At 47.4% G+C, this 17,643-nt stretch carries 14 protein-coding genes; 7 read left to right on the top strand and 7 right to left on the bottom strand.

Annotated features, from left to right (window positions below; translation table 11 throughout):
• Positions 1–7: 7 nt before the first annotated feature.
• The 3 genes from EJL91_RS21380 (at position 8) to EJL91_RS21390 (ending at position 3,452) form a co-directional block, all read left to right on the top strand.
• On the top strand, positions 8–1,228 hold the full coding sequence (locus EJL91_RS21380; RefSeq protein ID WP_125143997.1) for a Zn-dependent hydrolase: 1,221 nt from the start codon (positions 8–10) through the stop codon (positions 1,226–1,228).
• Entirely contained in the window at positions 1,225–1,863 is a 639-nt protein-coding gene (locus EJL91_RS21385; RefSeq protein WP_125143998.1) for an aspartate/glutamate racemase family protein, read from the top strand. The genes EJL91_RS21380 and EJL91_RS21385 overlap by 4 nt, the downstream gene beginning before the upstream one ends.
• A gap of 227 nt (positions 1,864–2,090) precedes the next feature.
• Positions 2,091–3,452, top strand: a complete 1,362-nt coding sequence (locus tag EJL91_RS21390) for an MATE family efflux transporter (RefSeq protein ID WP_125143999.1) — start codon at positions 2,091–2,093, stop codon at positions 3,450–3,452.
• 122 nt (positions 3,453–3,574) lie between these two features.
• Here the strand turns inward: EJL91_RS21390 and EJL91_RS21395 are convergent, their stop codons facing one another.
• Positions 3,575–4,453, bottom strand: a complete 879-nt coding sequence (locus EJL91_RS21395) for a DUF4397 domain-containing protein (RefSeq protein ID WP_125144000.1) — start codon at positions 4,451–4,453, stop codon at positions 3,575–3,577.
• 248 nt (positions 4,454–4,701) lie between these two features.
• On the opposite strand from EJL91_RS21395, the gene EJL91_RS21400 reads away from it, so the two are divergent.
• Positions 4,702–6,378 carry a Na/Pi cotransporter family protein gene (locus EJL91_RS21400; RefSeq protein ID WP_125144001.1) on the top strand — a complete coding sequence of 559 codons (1,677 nt, stop codon included), beginning with the start codon at positions 4,702–4,704 and terminating at the stop codon, positions 6,376–6,378.
• 118 nt (positions 6,379–6,496) lie between these two features.
• Here EJL91_RS21400 and EJL91_RS21405 read toward each other — a convergent pair whose 3' ends face one another.
• Together EJL91_RS21405 and EJL91_RS21410 are read right to left on the bottom strand one after the other, a co-directional pair.
• Positions 6,497–7,528, bottom strand: a complete 1,032-nt coding sequence (locus EJL91_RS21405; RefSeq protein WP_125144002.1) for a TAXI family TRAP transporter solute-binding subunit — start codon at positions 7,526–7,528, stop codon at positions 6,497–6,499.
• A 245-nt stretch (positions 7,529–7,773) separates the two neighbouring features.
• Complete coding sequence (locus EJL91_RS21410; RefSeq protein WP_125144003.1) at positions 7,774–9,021, bottom strand: sodium/glutamate symporter; 1,248 nt, start codon at positions 9,019–9,021, stop codon at positions 7,774–7,776.
• Between the two features lie 444 nt (positions 9,022–9,465).
• On the opposite strand from EJL91_RS21410, the gene EJL91_RS21415 reads away from it, so the two are divergent.
• Entirely contained in the window at positions 9,466–9,984 is a 519-nt protein-coding gene (locus tag EJL91_RS21415) for a hypothetical protein (RefSeq protein WP_243125514.1), read from the top strand.
• A 330-nt stretch (positions 9,985–10,314) separates the two neighbouring features.
• Here EJL91_RS21415 and EJL91_RS21420 read toward each other — a convergent pair whose 3' ends face one another.
• From EJL91_RS21420 to EJL91_RS21435, 4 genes are all read right to left on the bottom strand, one after another.
• Positions 10,315–11,103 (bottom strand): CAP domain-containing protein, encoded by a 789-nt coding sequence (locus EJL91_RS21420; RefSeq protein WP_125144004.1) that lies wholly within the window; start codon positions 11,101–11,103, stop codon positions 10,315–10,317.
• Between the two features lie 127 nt (positions 11,104–11,230).
• A complete protein-coding gene (locus EJL91_RS21425; protein WP_125144005.1) occupies positions 11,231–12,376 on the bottom strand; it encodes an MFS transporter in 1,146 nt (381 codons plus the stop codon).
• Positions 12,377–12,557: 181 nt separating this feature from the next.
• Positions 12,558–13,244, bottom strand: coding sequence for a response regulator (locus EJL91_RS21430; RefSeq protein ID WP_125144006.1), 687 nt, complete (start codon positions 13,242–13,244; stop codon positions 12,558–12,560).
• Positions 13,244–14,872, bottom strand: a complete 1,629-nt coding sequence (locus tag EJL91_RS21435; RefSeq protein ID WP_125144007.1) for a sensor histidine kinase — start codon at positions 14,870–14,872, stop codon at positions 13,244–13,246. The genes EJL91_RS21430 and EJL91_RS21435 overlap by 1 nt, the downstream gene beginning before the upstream one ends.
• 343 nt (positions 14,873–15,215) lie before the next feature.
• Here EJL91_RS21435 and gap point away from each other — a divergent pair, with 343 nt between their 5' ends.
• Complete coding sequence (gene gap / locus EJL91_RS21440) at positions 15,216–16,229, top strand: type I glyceraldehyde-3-phosphate dehydrogenase (RefSeq protein ID WP_125144008.1); 1,014 nt, start codon at positions 15,216–15,218, stop codon at positions 16,227–16,229.
• A gap of 194 nt (positions 16,230–16,423) precedes the next feature.
• Entirely contained in the window at positions 16,424–17,629 is a 1,206-nt protein-coding gene (locus tag EJL91_RS21445; RefSeq protein WP_125144009.1) for a phosphoglycerate kinase, read from the top strand.
• Positions 17,630–17,643: the final 14 nt, after the last annotated feature.

Genomic DNA, 17,643 nt, shown 5'->3' on the forward strand with positions numbered 1-17,643 from the left:
GAAGTTTATGCAGGTAAATAAAAAACGGCTGGAGGAAAATCTACACCGTACTGGAGACATAGGACGGACGCCAGAGGGAGGATACACGCGCCCCGGCTTTAGTCCGGAATATAAACAGGCAGTGAGAGCGTTAAAGAGCATGATGGAGGAGGCAGGCCTGACGGTGACGGAAGACCGGATCGGAAATGTGATTGGACGACGGGAGGGACGCTATCCGGAAGCGCCGGTGATTATGACCGGCTCCCACCTGGATACGGTGGTAAACGGAGGGCTGTTTGATGGCAATCTGGGAATCATTGCCGCGTTGGAAACCGTACATATGATGAATGATGGACAGGTGGAGACCGATCATCCGATTGAGGTTGTGGCATTTAATGCGGAGGAGGGCAGTGAGATGGGCGGTACCTTCGGCAGCCGCGTGATGACCGGACGCCAGGATTTAAATGAGAAGGGACTGGAAGAAAAATTAGCGCATTACCAGTTGAGCGTGGAGGATATTAAAAGTTCCGTCCGGGATATGAGTCATGTCAAGGCTTTTGTAGAGCTGCATATCGAGCAGGGAGCCTATTTGGCCTCTGAAGGATATGACATCGGAGTTGTGGACGGCATTGTCGGCATCACCCGCTATCAGGTTCGGGTGTCCGGGGAGTCCAACCATGCGGGAACTACACCTATGAAGCTGAGAAAGGATCCTGTAACCGCTGCAGCTGCGATTATCAAGATGATCCATGAGAAGGCTTTGGAATATGGTCATCCATTTGTGGCTACGGTGGGAAATATCGAGGTGCAGCCAGGAATGTATAATGTCATCCCATCGGAGGTTACTCTCTACCTGGAGATGAGAGATCTGGAACAGGCCCGGGTGGAGCAGTTTGCGAAAGAGCTGGAAATCAGCGCGAAGAGGGAGCTTTCGGAGGTTCGGGTGATGTTTGAACTTCAGGTGAACAAACCTTCCAAGATGCTGAGCAAATCGGTCATGAAAGCGATAGAAAAGGCCTGCATCCAAGAGGATGGGATCAGCTCTGTGGTGATGTCCAGCGGGGCAGGACATGATTCCAAGGAACTGATTTACAAGGTTCCGACGGGGATGATTTTTGTCCCAAGTGTTGGAGGAATCAGCCACTCGCCAAAAGAATATACGACGGCGGAGCAGATTGAGAAGGGGGTCCGGATCCTTTACCGCACGCTGCTCTGCCTGGATCGGCAGACGGAGGAAAATGAAGTATGAAAAAAATATTGGTAATCAATCCAAACAGCAGCCAGGAGATGACGCGGGCTATAGATATGACGGTCCAAAGTTATTCGGCCGATCGGTTTGACGCGGATACGGTCTGCCTTGAAGGCGCTCCGCCATTTATTGGCTGCTGTGCGGATCAGGTGAAAGCAGGAACTTTTTTGCTGAAAATGATTCAACAGAAGGAGGCGTCATACGACGGATTTATCGTAGCCTGCCATCTGGACCCCTGCCTGGACGGCGCGAAGGAGACAACCAGGAAACCAGTCATGGGAATCGGAGAGGTTTCTATGCGTATGGCGCCTCTGCTGGGTCGGACGTTTTCCGTGGTCGGCTCCAGCCCGGCGACGACTTTGCTGAAGAGGAGGCTGGTGGAAAAATATGGATTAGAACGTTTTATGGCTTCGGTTCGCGCGCCTGGGATAGACTGGGAGGGCAGCCAGGAGGAAAAATTGATCAAGGCTGCCGCACAGGCCGTGAATGAGGACGGCGCGGAAGTGATAGTGTTGGGCTGCGCCGGTTTTTCCGGCCTTGATCGCAGGATAGAGGCCTCAGTCGGAGTTCCCGTACTGGATGGTGTGGTCTGCGCGCTGATTGCCATGGAGGGGATTCTTCAATATAAAGGATAATGCAGAGCGGTTGAAACTGCATAACGGTAAAAGGAGTGGTCAGATCGGCTGCTCCTTTTTATAGTGGGAAAGGCGACTTCTGTCGAACTCCTGAAATTATTAATGGAAAACCTCTTGACTTTCCGGCAAAAACACGATATAAACGAGTGGCGTCCATTGAATTTAGACCACGTATAGCACACTTTACACACTTTTTATTGAGACAATCAGGGAGAATTAAAAGAAGTATGAAGATAGAAAATGACCTCGGAAAAGACGACATAAAGAAACTTGTAATCAGAATTGCACTCCCGTCCATGCTGGCACAGTTTGTAAATGTGCTTTACAGCGTGGTGGACAGAATGTATATAGGAAATATTGCGGGGATTGGAGAAGTTGCGCTCGCCGGAGTGGGAATCTGCGGGCCGATCGTGACGATGATATCAGCGTTTGCCTCCCTGGTAGGAATCGGCGGTTCGCCGCTAATGAGTATCCGAATGGGCGAGGGCAATGAGAAAGAGGCGAAAAAGATACTGGCTAACAGTTTTCTGATGCTGGCTGTTATCTCGGTCATCACAACGGTAGTGGCGCTGCTTCTGAAAAACAGGCTGCTCATGTGGTTCGGCGCAAGTGAAACAATTTTCCCCTATGCCAACGAATACATAACGATTTATCTGATGGGAACCATCTTTGCCCTGATGGCGGTGGGGATGAACCAGTTTATCATCTGCCAGGGATTTGCCAAGGTGGGAATGAAATCGGTGACTCTTGGTGCCGTTATCAATATTATCCTGGATCCCATTTTTATTTTTGGCCTCCACATGGGAGTTGCAGGGGCCGCCCTGGCTACGGTACTGTCGCAGCTTGCCTCCTGTATCTTTGTGCTTTTGTTCCTATTTGGGAAAAAAGTGCCGATCCGGATTGGTTTCGGCGGCTACGAATGGAGAATTATCAGGAAGATTACGGTGCTGGGAATGACGCCGTTTCTGATAATTGCTTTCGACAATGTGCTGATTATTGCCCTTAATGCGGCCCTGCAGCATTACGGTGGGGCAGAGGGAGATAAACTCTTAACCTGCGCTACAATTGTCCAGAGTTTTATGCTGATGGTGACGATGCCCCTGGGAGGCATCACGGGCGGCACGGAGCCGATCCTGGGATATAATTTCGGGGCAAGACGCTCCGACAGGGTGTTAAGCGCACAGAAATATATTGTAAGCCTGGCACTCGTTTTTACAACGGTTATGTTTGTGGTTTCACAGACTCTGCCCTACTATTTTGCCAGGATTTTTACGCAGAACCAAGAATACATTTCCCTGACCGTGTGGGCCATCCGAATCTATACGCTGGGAATCATCCCTCTGGCTCTTCAGTATACGGTGGTTGACGGCTTTACCGGAATGGGAGTTGCCTCCGTGGCTATCTTCCTGTCCATGTTCCGTAAGGTGCTGTATCTGGGCGGAGTATTCGGACTTCCTATCCTTTTCAGCGTAACCTCTATTTTCTACACGGAGATGATTTCCGATTTTGGAGGGACGGTGATGAGCGTTGCCGTCTATCTGCTTGTAATACGGAAGATATTGAAAAGACGTGAGGAAGGCACATTTTAAAAATAAGATAAATGAGACAGATGCATTACCGGTGACAGTCTGCGGCGGCTCCCTGAGGGGCCCCGCAGACTATATTTAATTACTTCTGTTTCGTTTTAAAGGAATGATACACTTTTCTGTTTTCAGCGCATATCTTCCACAAGGAGGATTTGGATTGTGTCCGGAGAGGGGTTCCAGTTCAGGACATATAAGGTGTATACCCTGTTTGGATTGAGGTTGATGAAGGTAGAGAGCAGGTTTACTGCCGGCCGTGCAGATCTTGCTACAGAGACAGGATAGCTTCCCGGACGGAGCTTGCTGAAGCTTCCGGCTGTGCCTGGGCGGGTGTTGGTAAAGCTCATTAATCCATTTGACAGAATTACGTTGACGGCGCCGCTTGCATAAGCCAGGTTGCACACACGGAAGCAGGAGTTGCTGAAGTTGGCGCTGCATCCGCCGTCCGTGATGGTGGTCAGGTTCATTCTGTTATTGGAGCTGACAATTGCGATGGTTGAATTATTGCCGATGAAAACATTCTGCTGCAGGAAAACAAAGCCATTGGCCGCCATAACCGTTACCCTGTGGAATCCTCTTGAGTACCTTCTGTAGCGGCTGACTTCTGCAAAGTCCATGCCGGTCAGGATAACCCGGTTGTCAACTTCCACCGTAAGGCCGGAAAATTCAGGGGAGGCATTTATAAATCTGGCGTTGACGTTCTGCGTTGGGAGTGGGAAACAGTTCGGGCAGGGGATGACGGGACCGGGGCCGATTGGAAACCAGTTTGGATTAACGGAGAAATCGGGATCGATCACATCATAATCAGGCATAACGGAGAAATCGGGATCGATTACGTCATCCTCCGGCATAACAGAAAAGTCCGGATCAATCATGCGGTTATCCTGCATAGCGGAAACTCCGGAGTCAAAATTTCCGTTATCAGCCGGATTGGCAATACCGGAAACATCAGAGTCGTTCATTTCAAAGATATCTGAGTCCGGCGATAAATTCATTTCATGTAACATACCATACCTCGTTTTAAGTGTTTATATTAAAAGTGTATTCATAGAACCGCAAAATGAGCATGGACGGCTGAAAAACGAAAAGTGACAAAATGCAATAAAAATCTCCCTGTTTTACCTGTAAATTACATAAATTTTACATATTTTACAAAAAGCTTGAAATAGCTATTTTCCCTGTGATATGATAGAAAAGATCGGCTTTTACCCGGCAGTGCATCTGCCAAAAAAGCGGACACAGGAGGAGAATTTTTATGTCGATAAATGACGTAAGCAATCTGTTTACATTTGCCGGAGGCCTGGGCATGTTCTTGTATGGTATGCGCATCATGGGTGACGGCATGCAGAAGACAGCCGGAAGCAAGATGAACCACTTTCTCGGCATGGTAACAAATAACAGGCTTCTGGGCGTGGTTCTGGGAGCATTAATTACGGCAATTCTTCACAGCAGTGCGGCCACGACGGTTATGGTAGTCGGATTTGTCAATGCTGGAATTCTGAATCTTACACAGGCGGTAGGCGTTATCATGGGCGCCAATATTGGTACGACAATTACTGCCTGGATGGTATCTTTAAATCAGTTGGGAGACGCGTTTACCGTTCTGCAGCCAGCCTTTTTTGCACCGCTGTGTATTGGTATCGGCACGTTCCTGATCGTATTTTCCAAAAAACAGAAGAATAACCTGATCGGAGAAATTGTAATCGGCGTCGGCCTTCTTTTTGTGGGCCTTGAATTTATGAGCGGAGCGATTAATCCTTACACAGATGCACCGATTTTTGCAAAGGCGTTTGCCATTATGGGGCGAAACCCGATTCTCGGCATTGTAACAGGAGCCCTGGTGACCGCGCTTCTGCAAAGCTCTACGGCTTCCGTCGGAATTCTCCAGACGCTGGCGATGAACGGTGTCGTGACGACGGGGGCGGCCATCTATATCACCCTGGGACAGAATATAGGAACATGTCTTACGGCCATGCTTTCCAGCGCCGGGGCCAACAGGACGGCCAAGAGGGCGGCGGCCATCCATCTGACGTTTAATACGCTGGGAGCCGTTATATTCGGGATCGGCATGTATGCGTTGTCCCTGCTTCGGCCGATGATGGCCGGTTCGGGGATTAACTCCGTGCAGATTTCCATGTTCCATACAATTTTCAATGTGACGAACACCCTTCTTTTATATCCGTTTGCCAACCAGCTTGTAAAGATTTCTGGTCTGCTTGTAAAGGACGGGGAGCCGGAAGAGGAGAGCAGGGAGGACAGCCGCGAGATCGAGACGGCGTTCCGCCATCTGGATCAGCGTATTTTCGAATCGCCTGTCTTTGCTATTGAGGTGGCTCAGATGGAGACTGTACATATGGGGCAGATAGCCCTCAATAATATCCGCCTTGCCACAAGTGCTATTTTGAACAGGGATAAAGAGAAGACAAAAGAGGTTTACAGGAATGAGAAGGATATCGACAGGATGGAAGAGCTTCTGACGGGATATCTTATCAAAGTCAACAACCTGTCCCTGACCGAACATCAGAAGCTGCTGGTGAACAACCTCTTCTACAGTATCAGCGATATTGAGAGGGTGGGCGACCACTGTGAGAACCTGGCGGAGCAGGCCGATTACATGGAAGAACATAAGGTGGCCTTCTCAGAGACGGGAAGCGCCGATTTGAGGGCGATCAGTGAGAAAGTGGTAAAATCCTTCACCCATGCCATAGCGGCCAGACAGACGGGCGATATGGACGATGTGAGGAAGGTGAGCCAGTATGAGGATGACGTGGATATGCTGGAAGAAGAATTGAGGGATAAACATATAGAACGTCTTTCAAGCGGCCAGTGCGATCCGTCCTCCGGAGTCGTATTTCTGGATATTATCAGCAATCTGGAGAGAATATCAGACCATGCCTACAATCTGGCGGGGTATGTAAAAGATGAGATGTAGTAAAACTTAATTCAGGAAATGATTATGGGGAATTTACAGATTAAAAGTAGAAATTAGAATACGGCGTCCCGGCAGTTAAATTGCCGGAACACCGTATTCTGCTGTTATGTAATAGATGTTATTTTTCTTCCAGATAGTTCTTTTCTATGTAATACCGTTCGGAACCTTTGTGCAGCGGAATAGCCAGATCGTTGCAGATAAACCCTTTCTGCGTCAGTGAAGCGAGTGAATCGTGGCTGGCAGCCAGCTGTGGGATAGACTCATCCAGAATTTTTGTAATCTGATAGACGAGATCTTCATCCATTCTCTCATCGACGCAGAGAAGACATTTGATACCGAAGGAGTCAACGTCTTCGTCCTGGCCAGGATACGTTCCGGCTGGGATTACCGTCTTATAATAGAAGGAATTCTTTGAAAGAATCGTTCCCAGTTCCTCGGGAGTGTACTTGAGGAGACGGCAGGGAATGGTATCTGCAAGCTCGGTCAGCCCGGTGATGGGAATTCCGGCGAAACCGTGTACGGCATCGAGACTTCCATCCTCTACGGCAACGGAACCGGAGCCAAGGCCGGAGTTAACCAGGGTGGTTTTCTTGGAGTTCAGGCCAACCGCATCGATTGCAATGCGTGCGGAAAGATCGGTTGTGGAACCCTGAGGTCCAATCGCAGCGCTCTTGCCTGCCAGATCATGGACGTAAGTGAGCCCTGCCGAATCCGGGGCCATCCAGTTGGAAACACTGACATAAATGGCGCCTATGGTCCGCAGGCTTTTAACGGGCCTGTTTTCAAATTCATGCGTTCCGGAATATGCGGCCAGAGCAACATCCCCGCTGACAAGTCCCATATCAATCTGGCCGTCTTCGATCCATTCTACATTGGTGAAAGAACCGTTGGAGGCGCTGATATTGATTTTGATATTGGAATCATGCTCGCTGATAACCTGGGCAATGGCGTTGCCGACCGGGAACATGGTCCCGCCGCTGTCGGCTGTTCCTATCGTCAGAACCTGAAGTCCGTTTTTCATCTCCTGTGATGTTTCGGAATTGGAGGTGAACGGGGAACTGTCGGAGCCGGAGGAAGAACAACTGCATAAAGCGGTGGAAAGACCCAGAAGGGCGGTAAAGAAGAAAGCTTTTGAAAATAATTTTTTCATTTATATATCACCTGTTTGTATTTTATGGTAAACATGGTTGTCTGATGCAGAAGAAATTTTATAAAATATGCGAAATCTTTACATCCGTCTATACTATAACACAGGTGGGGGAATTCGTCCAATGAAACAACGAAAAGCACGCTTCGCACACTTTTCATTGCCACTCAACGATAAACAGCCCGGCTATTTGGGGGGCCGGGCTGTCTATGTAATAATTCTATATTAAGTTAGCAATGAACGTGCTTTTATTTCACCAGGCTTCCAAATACGGAAAGGAAGATTGGATTGTAGATATCGTCGATGATAACGGCGAAGGATGGGTAAAGGACCCATGCTACATTATGCCATCCGTACTCATCCATAACGGCTTTTTCATTTGCAACGGCGTTAGGACCGGAACCGCATCCCCATCCGCAGTTTCCTGCAGCCATAACAGCGGCGCCGTAGTCGCGGCCGAACATGTTGTAGGATACAAAGATTGCAAATGCTGCCATTAAAACTGCCTGGCAGAGAAGGATGATACCCATCTGGCCGGCTACAGGAGCCAGTTTCGTGATATCGGTTGTCATGAGCACGAGGGCCAGATAAAGTTCCAGGAACATATGCTCAATAGCGTCGACTTCTGGAACATAGAACTTGATATTGCATGCCTCCATGACATTACGTGCGATTGCGCCTGCGAACAGACAGCCGATAAATTTAGGCATCTCAATCATTGGGATGTTATCAAGGATACAGTAAATCGGCATACCAAGAGCAGCGATAAGCAGCGTCATGGCAAACATGGAAATCATTCTGCTGTTGTCAAGTGTTGCAACAGTGCCTGATTTTGCTGATTCCGGTTTGTCATTCGGGTCGGATTTAAGACCATGCCGGGAAATCAGGAATGCGGCTACAGGACCGCCAATCAGGGAGCCCATGATATTTCCCATGGTACCGGCAGCGACACCAATTGTGGTGGCATCCGCTGCGCCCCAGCTTTCAAAGATAGGTCCGAATGCGGAAGCTGTACCAACACCGCCCGACATAGCGGATGAAGAACACTGCAGTGCCAGAAGCGGATGAAGGCCAATCAGGTTGCCTACGAATACGCCCAGAAGATCCTGAAGAGTAATCAGAACACAGGCAGCGATGGCAATCATGGCGCAAAGCTTGCCGCCTGCATGGCGGAGCATCTTTAAGCTGAAGCCGAAACCAACGCAGAGGAAGAACAGGTTCTGACATAAATCTTTCATAATCGTTGCGTCGAAGGAAAGGCCGATGATGCCGGATCCTTTGATGATAGCGACAACAACCGAGAAAATGATACCGGATACAACCGGTGCCGGGATTGCGTATTTACGCAGTAATTTTGAGTGGTTTACAATCGCACGGCCCAGAAAAATTACAATGGCGGCGAAGCCCAGTGTGGTGAGATACTCGAACTTGAAATTTGCAACAGCCCCATCTGCTGCCGGTGTGTAAGTACCGAAATAGCCCATGATAGTTTCCATAGAAACAATACCCTCCATTTCTTTTAATAAAGTTTATATTTTTTTTATAAATTTAGTGTAAAAGATTCATTAATCGAAGTCAATTTATGTAATTAAGTAAAGGGTTTAGTAACTATAGTAAGTGAATAAGGGGGGAATTGGTGAGAAAGTCGGACGGCAGGCAGGGGGATTGGGATGGTGAGAGGGAGGGGGTGAGTCTTCAGTCCCGGAGGGAGGTTATGGCCCGGGCCTGAAGACTCGAAGGTTTTCACCATACCGATGCCCGGCCTGCAGCTGTTAAGTGTCCTTGTTTCTCAAATATAAATATGCATTTCTATACTTCTGGCCTGCAGTATTGTATAATAGAATAAATCGGAATTGACCGGGCAGAGCGAGGGAAGCATCTTGACAAGGCAGTTTGCGTCCATTGGGCTTAATGAAAGAATTATTTTGAAAGGGTGGAAAATGATGAATACAGAAAGTTCAGATAAAACAAAAAGCAAAACAGAAGAAAGACGCATTTTCAGATATACCCTTGCTGACGCATGGAAAGATACTATTTCGCAAGTTGAGGTATTAGAGGGGATTGAAGATAAAAATATAAGATGTTTATATTTTGACAGACCACGCAGCCTGACCAAAGAGGGCAATACCAATGTTGACTCTTTCTTTACTACAATCAATCAGAAAGATATTAATGCAATAAAGAATGCAATGCATAGTCACACAGACATTTTCCAATATAAAGAAATTGAGTTTCCAACGGTGCTTGATGGGGTTATCAACACATTTGAATTTATACTGGACGAAAATTTTGCAAACGAAATTACCGCATATAATATTTGGGCATTCAGAGGAAATGTTGATGTTGGAATCATTGGAGCTCCGCCATATAAAGGAAGCGCTGTTTTACAGTTATTTGACGAAATTTCTAAAATACTGTTAGATAATGGGGTAGATCCAAAATACCTTAGGACTGATTGAGAGAAGAGAGATTGGAAGTAAACAATTTAAGTCTGTTGCGCCGAACACTTTGAAGTTCGGCTTAAATGGTGGTCCAATCAGCTTTGTCATTCAGAGTGCGGACCTAAAGAAGCGGGAATTCCCCCGGGTGTTGGCCGGGCGGGCATGTACATGGGAATGGAACAGAAGTGCAATTCCGGTTTAATGAATCGTAATAAGGACACCAGAGCGCTTGAATTATCTGGTGTCCTGCATTTTTATATACTATTTGAATTAAAAAAATCATAGAAGCTAAGTTTGTCTGCTGTCTGAAGGACATGCATTTAAGTCATATCTTAAGATGATTTTTCCCTAATAAATAAAAAGCTGTGTCCAGTAATCTGTTCCGCTGGCGTCTTTGTAATGTCCTACGCCGATAGTGGTGTAGTCTTTATTAAGGATATTTGCCTTGTGTCCTGAACTGTTCATCCAGCCCTGCATTACGGCCTCCGGTGAATTCTGGCCATAGGCGATGTTTTCTCCGGTTCCTCTGTAGCTGACTCCGGCCTGGTTCAGAGCGGTGCTGAAACTGCTGCCGTCCGGCCTGGTGTGGGAAAATGTTTTCTTGATTTCCTGGGCGCGGAGCTGGGCTGCCTCCGCCACGCGTGTATCGGCAGTCAGAGGACTTAAACCGGCTTTTGCACGCTCCGCATTTACCAGGGCGACAACTGCATTGCTATACGCATCCTGGCTTTCTTCCTGATCCGGTTGATCGGGAGTCTCATCGTCCGGAGCTTCCGGTGTCACACCTGGATTTTCAGGCTGCTCCGGAATCATGTCACCGGGCTGATTCGGCAGTTCCGGTCCCGGCAGCTCCGGTGTCGGGAAAATAAAATCAGGAGGAGTCATTTCCGGCAGAACCGGACCTGTACCCCAGTTACCATTTTGATTCCAGTTTCCGCCCTGGTTCCAGTTGCCGTTCTGTCCCCAATTTCCGCTGCCGGGAAGGCAGTCCTTTCCTCCGATTCCAATTACATAAGCGCTTCCGCCTGAAAAAGGAATCTGATAGGTAGATACCGCAGCCAGGGATGTCATTGGCATTGCAGCCGCTGCAAACATAACCGCAGCAGCAGATAAAGTGTTAACTAATATTCGTCTCATGGTTTTCCTCCTTAGTTGTTACATAATTATTACATATTTGTTACAAAATTATATTAACACATAATAACTGGAAAACCATTAGGGAAAAACTGGAATAACCACTGAATCAGTATCCGGGCAATCAGAATTATTTCTTTATCCAATTCCGATGCCAGGCAATAAACATCATTAACCCGGCCATACATAAGAAAGATCCAAAAAGGAAGGCGCTGCTCAGTCTGGAATCAGCTAAGATTCCAAATACAAGATTCGTACCCGCGCCGACGGTGTCGGCAATCATTGCGTTAATGCTCAGAGCCGTAGCACGGTTTTCTGAAAGAATCTGCCTGTTTTGAAGTTCCATCTGGAAAGGCTGAAACAGACTGTTCGAGATACGCAGAATTAAAACAGAACCAATGGTAACCCATGCTTTTTCTGTAAAAGCCAGTGCAAAACAGGAGAGCACTGCCATGACATAAAGTAAAATTCCGGCATATTTTATCCCGGAACGCCGGGAAAGACAGGATGAGGCGGCGCCGCACAGCCCTGTCAGCGTAACAGCAATATAGACATATCCGATTTGCTGCACAGACAGTCCGCACTTCATATATTGAAGCTGAATAAGAAATACCGTGATTGTCTGGTGAGTTTCCGTCAGGAAAGCTACAGCGGCCAGAAAGAGCAGCAGATGCCTGTCCTTCAGCGTATGACTCACCATTTTCCTAAACCCGGTGATACAAAATGCATGCGTTTGATTATTTTTTACTTCCACCAGCCATAATGAGGCTAATGCCGCAATACCATAGCTTACGACGGTGAGGAATCCTGCGAGTCTGTAGTTATCCCCTGCAAAAACGGAAAAAACGGCAGCGGCGCCCAACAACCCGGCCGTCTGCAGGCTGTTATAAATACCAAAAACCTTCTGGCTGTTTTTTCCTTCACATGAAAGATAAAGAATGCTGGCATCAACACCAGAGAGTCCCGCAATGACAATGCTGAGCATAATGCGTTCCGCCAGAAACCACAAAAACCCATCTGCCCGCCAGAACACAATTTTTGATACAAAATAGAGAAAACAGCAGAATACCATCGTACGTTTATATCCAATTTTATCGGCAAGGATTCCCCATGGAATCTCGCATAGAAGACATAAAACCAGAGAAATGCTTTCGATAAGAGATATCTGGAAAATGGTAACACCCTGCGACTGCCGGTAAAGAGCCGCTATAGGACCATAAAAGACCATGCCATGCATAAGTGCAATAACATACATAAGATAAATATTTTTTTTCATTAAGTCATTTCCTTTCCGATTTTAAACACCACAAAAAGCGCTGATAAAACCAGCGCTGTAACCATATGCTTTTTAGTTAAATCGGATTTCCGGAAATGCTACTGAACTTCATTTTTCCCCCTGAAATCGGGATACCAAACGCAAAGGGATTTGTATGCGTCGTCCGGCATCCTCTGGAATTCTAATCTTTTACGTATCGGTACCGGATTGACGGTCTTCCCCCGGTCTGATAATCAATTGTACTGATAAGCTCCCCTGTTTCCACCATATAATTCATATATCTGCGGATTGTAATACGGGACAGATGAATCTGTTCGGCAATCTGTTCACTGGAATAGGCGTCATCCCTGTTCTCTTTTAGAAACGCACGAATCAGACCAAGAGTCGTCTCATTTAACCCCTTTGTGAGGTTAGCTGCGGCCGCCGCTGTGCTTTCCTGCCGGATCAGCAGTTTATCGATTTCACCCTGCTTCATATTACTTTTGGCCTGGCTTACATATTCTTTCATCTGGCTGTATTTATCCAGGGCCGCCTTAAAACGTGAATATTCAAACGGTTTGACAAGATAATCGATCACACCCCGGGAGAGGAGCTGAAGCACGATGTCCGTATCGCTTGCCGAGGTCACCATGATAATGGAGGGCGCTATGCCCATGGCATGTAGCTGGTCGATAAATTCAGAGCCGTTCATTAATGGGGTGTAGTAATCCAGAATAATCAAATCCACATCATTATCCTGCAGATATTCAAGGGCTTCAATGCCGCTTTTAAAAATATTAACCACCCGGAAAGAGGGGGTAAGCTCCACATATTGTTTGTTGATGGACGCCACCATGGGATCGTCTTCTATGATAATGACCTGATACATTACAGGTTCTCCTTTCTTGTAAAGGTGAGGGTAAAACAGGAACCCTCGCCTTTTTCGGTATCAATGGCGATATCGCCGTTATATTCTTCTGCAATCTGATGCAGCAGATAGAGTCCGGTTCCGCGGGTCTCTCCCTTGGAGGAAATGCCCTTTTCAAAAATATGCTCAAGCAGTTCCTGGCTGATTCCGCCTCCGGTATCCTCGCATGTAATAATGTTGCAGTCGGGGCGGCAGTAGATTCCAAGGGTGATCTCTTTCAGCTCATTGTCGCAGTTTTGGCAGCTGTTCAGCTCTTCAATGGCATTTTCCAGCAGATTGCCGATAATGGTGATAAAGGCATCCTGAGGGAGGATCAGCTCACTTTCGATGCAGCTGCTGTCAGGCGTCAGGGAAAGGCGGATTCCCAACTCTGCGGCATGCATCATTTTACCGATAATCAGTGCACAGATTCTGGATACCCGGATACAGTCGGCTGTCTCGCGTATGGACTGGCTGGATACCAGGTTGCTGTTGATGATAAACTGGATGGCCTGCTCGATCTCTCCGATCTGGAGGTATCCCAGAATGACATGGAGTTTATTCAAGAATTCATGGTTAAAAGCGCGCAGCGTATCAAGCATGCTCCTGGTGCCTGACAGTTCGTCGGACATGGCGAGCATATCCGTGCGATCCACCATGATTACGAGCATGCCCTGAATCGGTTTTTTACCTTTCCCCTGGATTGGAATTTCATTCATCAGGATCGAACGGCCGCCGATCATACAGGACTGGCGGTGGACGGATTTGCCCTTACTTACAACTGAGTCAAAATTTGTGGCAGGGTAAAGCTCACGGAAATATTTTCCCATCAGCGGAGGCCCTTCCTCAGGCCCGTCGTGAAAAAGATTTCTGGCGACAATGTTGGAAAACAGGATTTTACCCTCGGTATCCGTGGCAATCAGGCCTTCCTCAATGGCATTCATCACCTCGTCCTGCCGTATGTACATGTTGAGAAGCTCATGTGGGTTAAAGCCCATCAGGGATTTTCTTAAAAACCGGATAAAGGCGTGGGTCAGCGGAATGCTGACAAGCATCATCAGGAAGAAAATCGCTATATGCACAAGCAGTATATTCCGGTGTCTCGCCGATATATGCGCGGTAAAGACGGAGGCCATAACAAAACCGATGATTTTTCCATCCTTTCTCTTGACGGCATGGAAAGCGCGCCTCTGGGCGCCTTTTGTCCCATATCCGGTTGTGATATAAGGTTCGCTCCCTTGTAAGATCATGGTTTCATCCCCATCCACAAAGGTTTCACCCGTTTTCAGGCGATCCGTGTGATAGAAACGCAGTCCGTTGTTGTCATAGATGACGACAACGCTGATGTCGGGAATGTTGGCGCTGAGAGAGTCGATGTCCTCCTTGGCTATATTGCTTGGATAACCGTTCTCGAGCATGGAAATGACTTCCGGCATGGAGGCAATATAAGAGGCGGTGCCGCTTATGATGGCGTCCATATCCCGGCGCTGCCTCGTAATATCAAAATAAAGGGTAATTGCCAGCGAAAATACGATTACGAATGCGGATAACAGTGTGAAAGAGCGGTACAGCTCTTTTTCAAGCGCATTCCGGGAATCCGTCTGATCCACGGTGCACCTCCTTTGCAAATGGCGCGAGCCGGCTTGTGTTTCCATGCGGCCGGCCGCCGCCCTGAACGACTAATATCTGTTTCATTTTTTATTCTCCCGAAATTTATATTTTTGTCTGTTGCAATCATACTATGATGGTATTTTATCATGTTGTTTCATGTAAAACTACAAAATTTTGCACAAGCAGGCAAATACCGCGGATGAAATGCGAATGAGCGGGAATAATATTTATGAAATTTCAAAAAAACCCTTGCTATTTTGGGATTAATTGGTTACAATACAAGGTAGGTTGATTATTATTTAACAATCATGAATTTAATATATTCTTAGGAGGAATGAAATCATGGCAGTAAAAGTTGCAATCAATGGTTTTGGCCGTATTGGCCGTCTGGCATTCAGACAGATGTTTGGCGCTGAAGGTTACGAGGTAGTAGCAATCAACGACTTAACAAATCCAACAATGTTAGCTCATCTTTTAAAGTATGATTCTGCACAGGGCAGATATGAAGGACATACCGTAGAAGCAGGCGAAGATTACATCGTTGTAGACGGCAAGAAGATCACAATCTACGCTAAAGCTAACGCTGCTGAACTTCCTTGGGGAGAGATCGGTGTAGACGTAGTATTAGAATGTACCGGTTTTTATACATCAAAAGCAAAAGCACAGGCTCATATCGATGCAGGCGCTAAGAAAGTAGTTATCTCCGCTCCGGCAGGCAATGACCTTCCTACAGTCGTTTTCAACGTAAACCACGACATACTGACAAAAGAAGATACCATTATCTCCGCAGCATCCTGTACAACAAACTGTCTGGCTCCTATGGCTAAGGCATTAAATGATTATGCTCCGATTCAGTCCGGTATCATGTCCACAATCCATGCATACACAGGCGATCAGATGATCCTCGACGGACCGCACAGAAAAGGCGATTTAAGAAGAGCAAGAGCAGGCGCTGTTAATATCGTTCCGAACTCCACAGGCGCTGCAAAAGCAATCGGCCTTGTAATTCCGGAATTAAACGGCAAATTAATCGGTTCCGCACAGCGTGTTCCGGTACCGACAGGCTCCACAACAATCCTTGTAGCAGTAGTTAAAAAAGCCGGTGTTACAAAAGAAGAAATCAACGCAGCTATGAAAGCAGCCTCCACTGAGTCCTTTGGTTACACAGAGGATGAGATTGTTTCCTCCGATATTGTTGGCGTAAGATATGGTTCTTTATTCGATGCAACACAGACCATGGTTTCCCCTATCGGCGACGACTTATATCAGGTACAGGTTGTTTCCTGGTATGACAACGAAAACTCCTATACAAGCCAGATGGTTCGTACAATCAAATACTTCGCAGAATTATCATAATCGGAGAGACAGCAGAACGTATTTGCAGTGATTTGATCCCCGCTCCTTTGTGGACGGAGAGAGCGAACAAGCATATAAGGATTCAACATGGGTCCGGTCCTCGGGACCGGACCCTGTTTTGTTTGAAAGGCAATGAAAAGTCCGGGAAGTAAAATAAAACAACCCTGTAGACAGTCAAGAAAGGAGCATTTTGCATGCTGAATAAGAAATCAGTTGATGATATCAATGTTAAAGGCAAAAAAGTTCTGGTGCGCTGTGACTTCAACGTACCTTTAAAGGAAGGTAAAATCACCGACGAGAACCGTCTGGTGGCAGCTCTTCCGACTATCAAGAAATTAATCGGGGACGGCGGAAAAGTGATTCTTTGTTCCCACCTCGGCAAACCGAAGGGCGAGCCGAAACCGGAACTTTCCTTAGCGCCGGTAGCCGTACGCCTTTCCGAATTACTCGGACAGGAAGTAAAGTTTGCAGCGGATCCCGAGGTAGTGGGACCAAATGCAAAGGCCGCCGTTGCCGCCATGAAGGACGGAGACGTGGTATTACTGGAGAATACGCGTTACAGGGCGGAAGAGACAAAGAACGGAGAGGCGTTCAGCAAAGAACTGGCATCTCTGTGTGAGGTCTATGTGGACGACGCATTCGGAACGGCCCACAGGGCGCACTGTTCCAACGTCGGCGTAACCCAGTATGTTTCAGAGGCCGCTGTAGGCTACTTAATGCAGAAAGAGATCGATTTCCTCGGCAATGCCGTTGACAGTCCGGTTCGTCCTTTCGTTGCAATCCTGGGCGGAGCCAAAGTTGCCGACAAACTGAATGTTATTTCAAACCTTCTTGAAAAATGTGATACCCTGATTATCGGCGGAGGCATGGCATTTACCTTCTTAAAGGCACAGGGACTTGAGATTGGAAAATCTCTTGTAGACGATACAAAATTAGATTACTGCAGAGATATGGTGGAGAAGGCTGAAAAACTCGGCAAGAAACTGCTTCTTCCTGTAGACGCCGCTGTGGCAGAATCCTTCCCGAACCCAATCGATGCGCCGATCGAGGTCCGCTATGTAGCGGTAGATGCGATCCCGGCAGATACAATGGGACTCGATATCGGAACCGAGACGGCTAAACTCTATGCTGATGCGGTAAAATCCGCAAAGACAGTCGTATGGAACGGACCGATGGGTGTATTTGAGAACCCTGTCCTTGCAAAAGGAACAATCGCCGTGGCAGAAGCGCTGGCTGAGACGGAGGCAACTACAATTATCGGCGGAGGCGACTCTGCCGCCGCAGTGAACCAGCTTGGTTTTGGCGATAAGATGAGCCATATTTCCACAGGCGGCGGCGCTTCCCTGGAATTTCTGGAAGGCAAAGAGCTTCCCGGTGTGGCGGCAGCCAACGATCGATAAGACGAAACGGAGTG

It is taken from the genome of Clostridium transplantifaecale, assembly GCF_900626075.1.
In the GTDB taxonomy this organism is placed as follows: Bacteria; Bacillota; Clostridia; order Lachnospirales; family Lachnospiraceae; genus Otoolea; species Otoolea transplantifaecalis.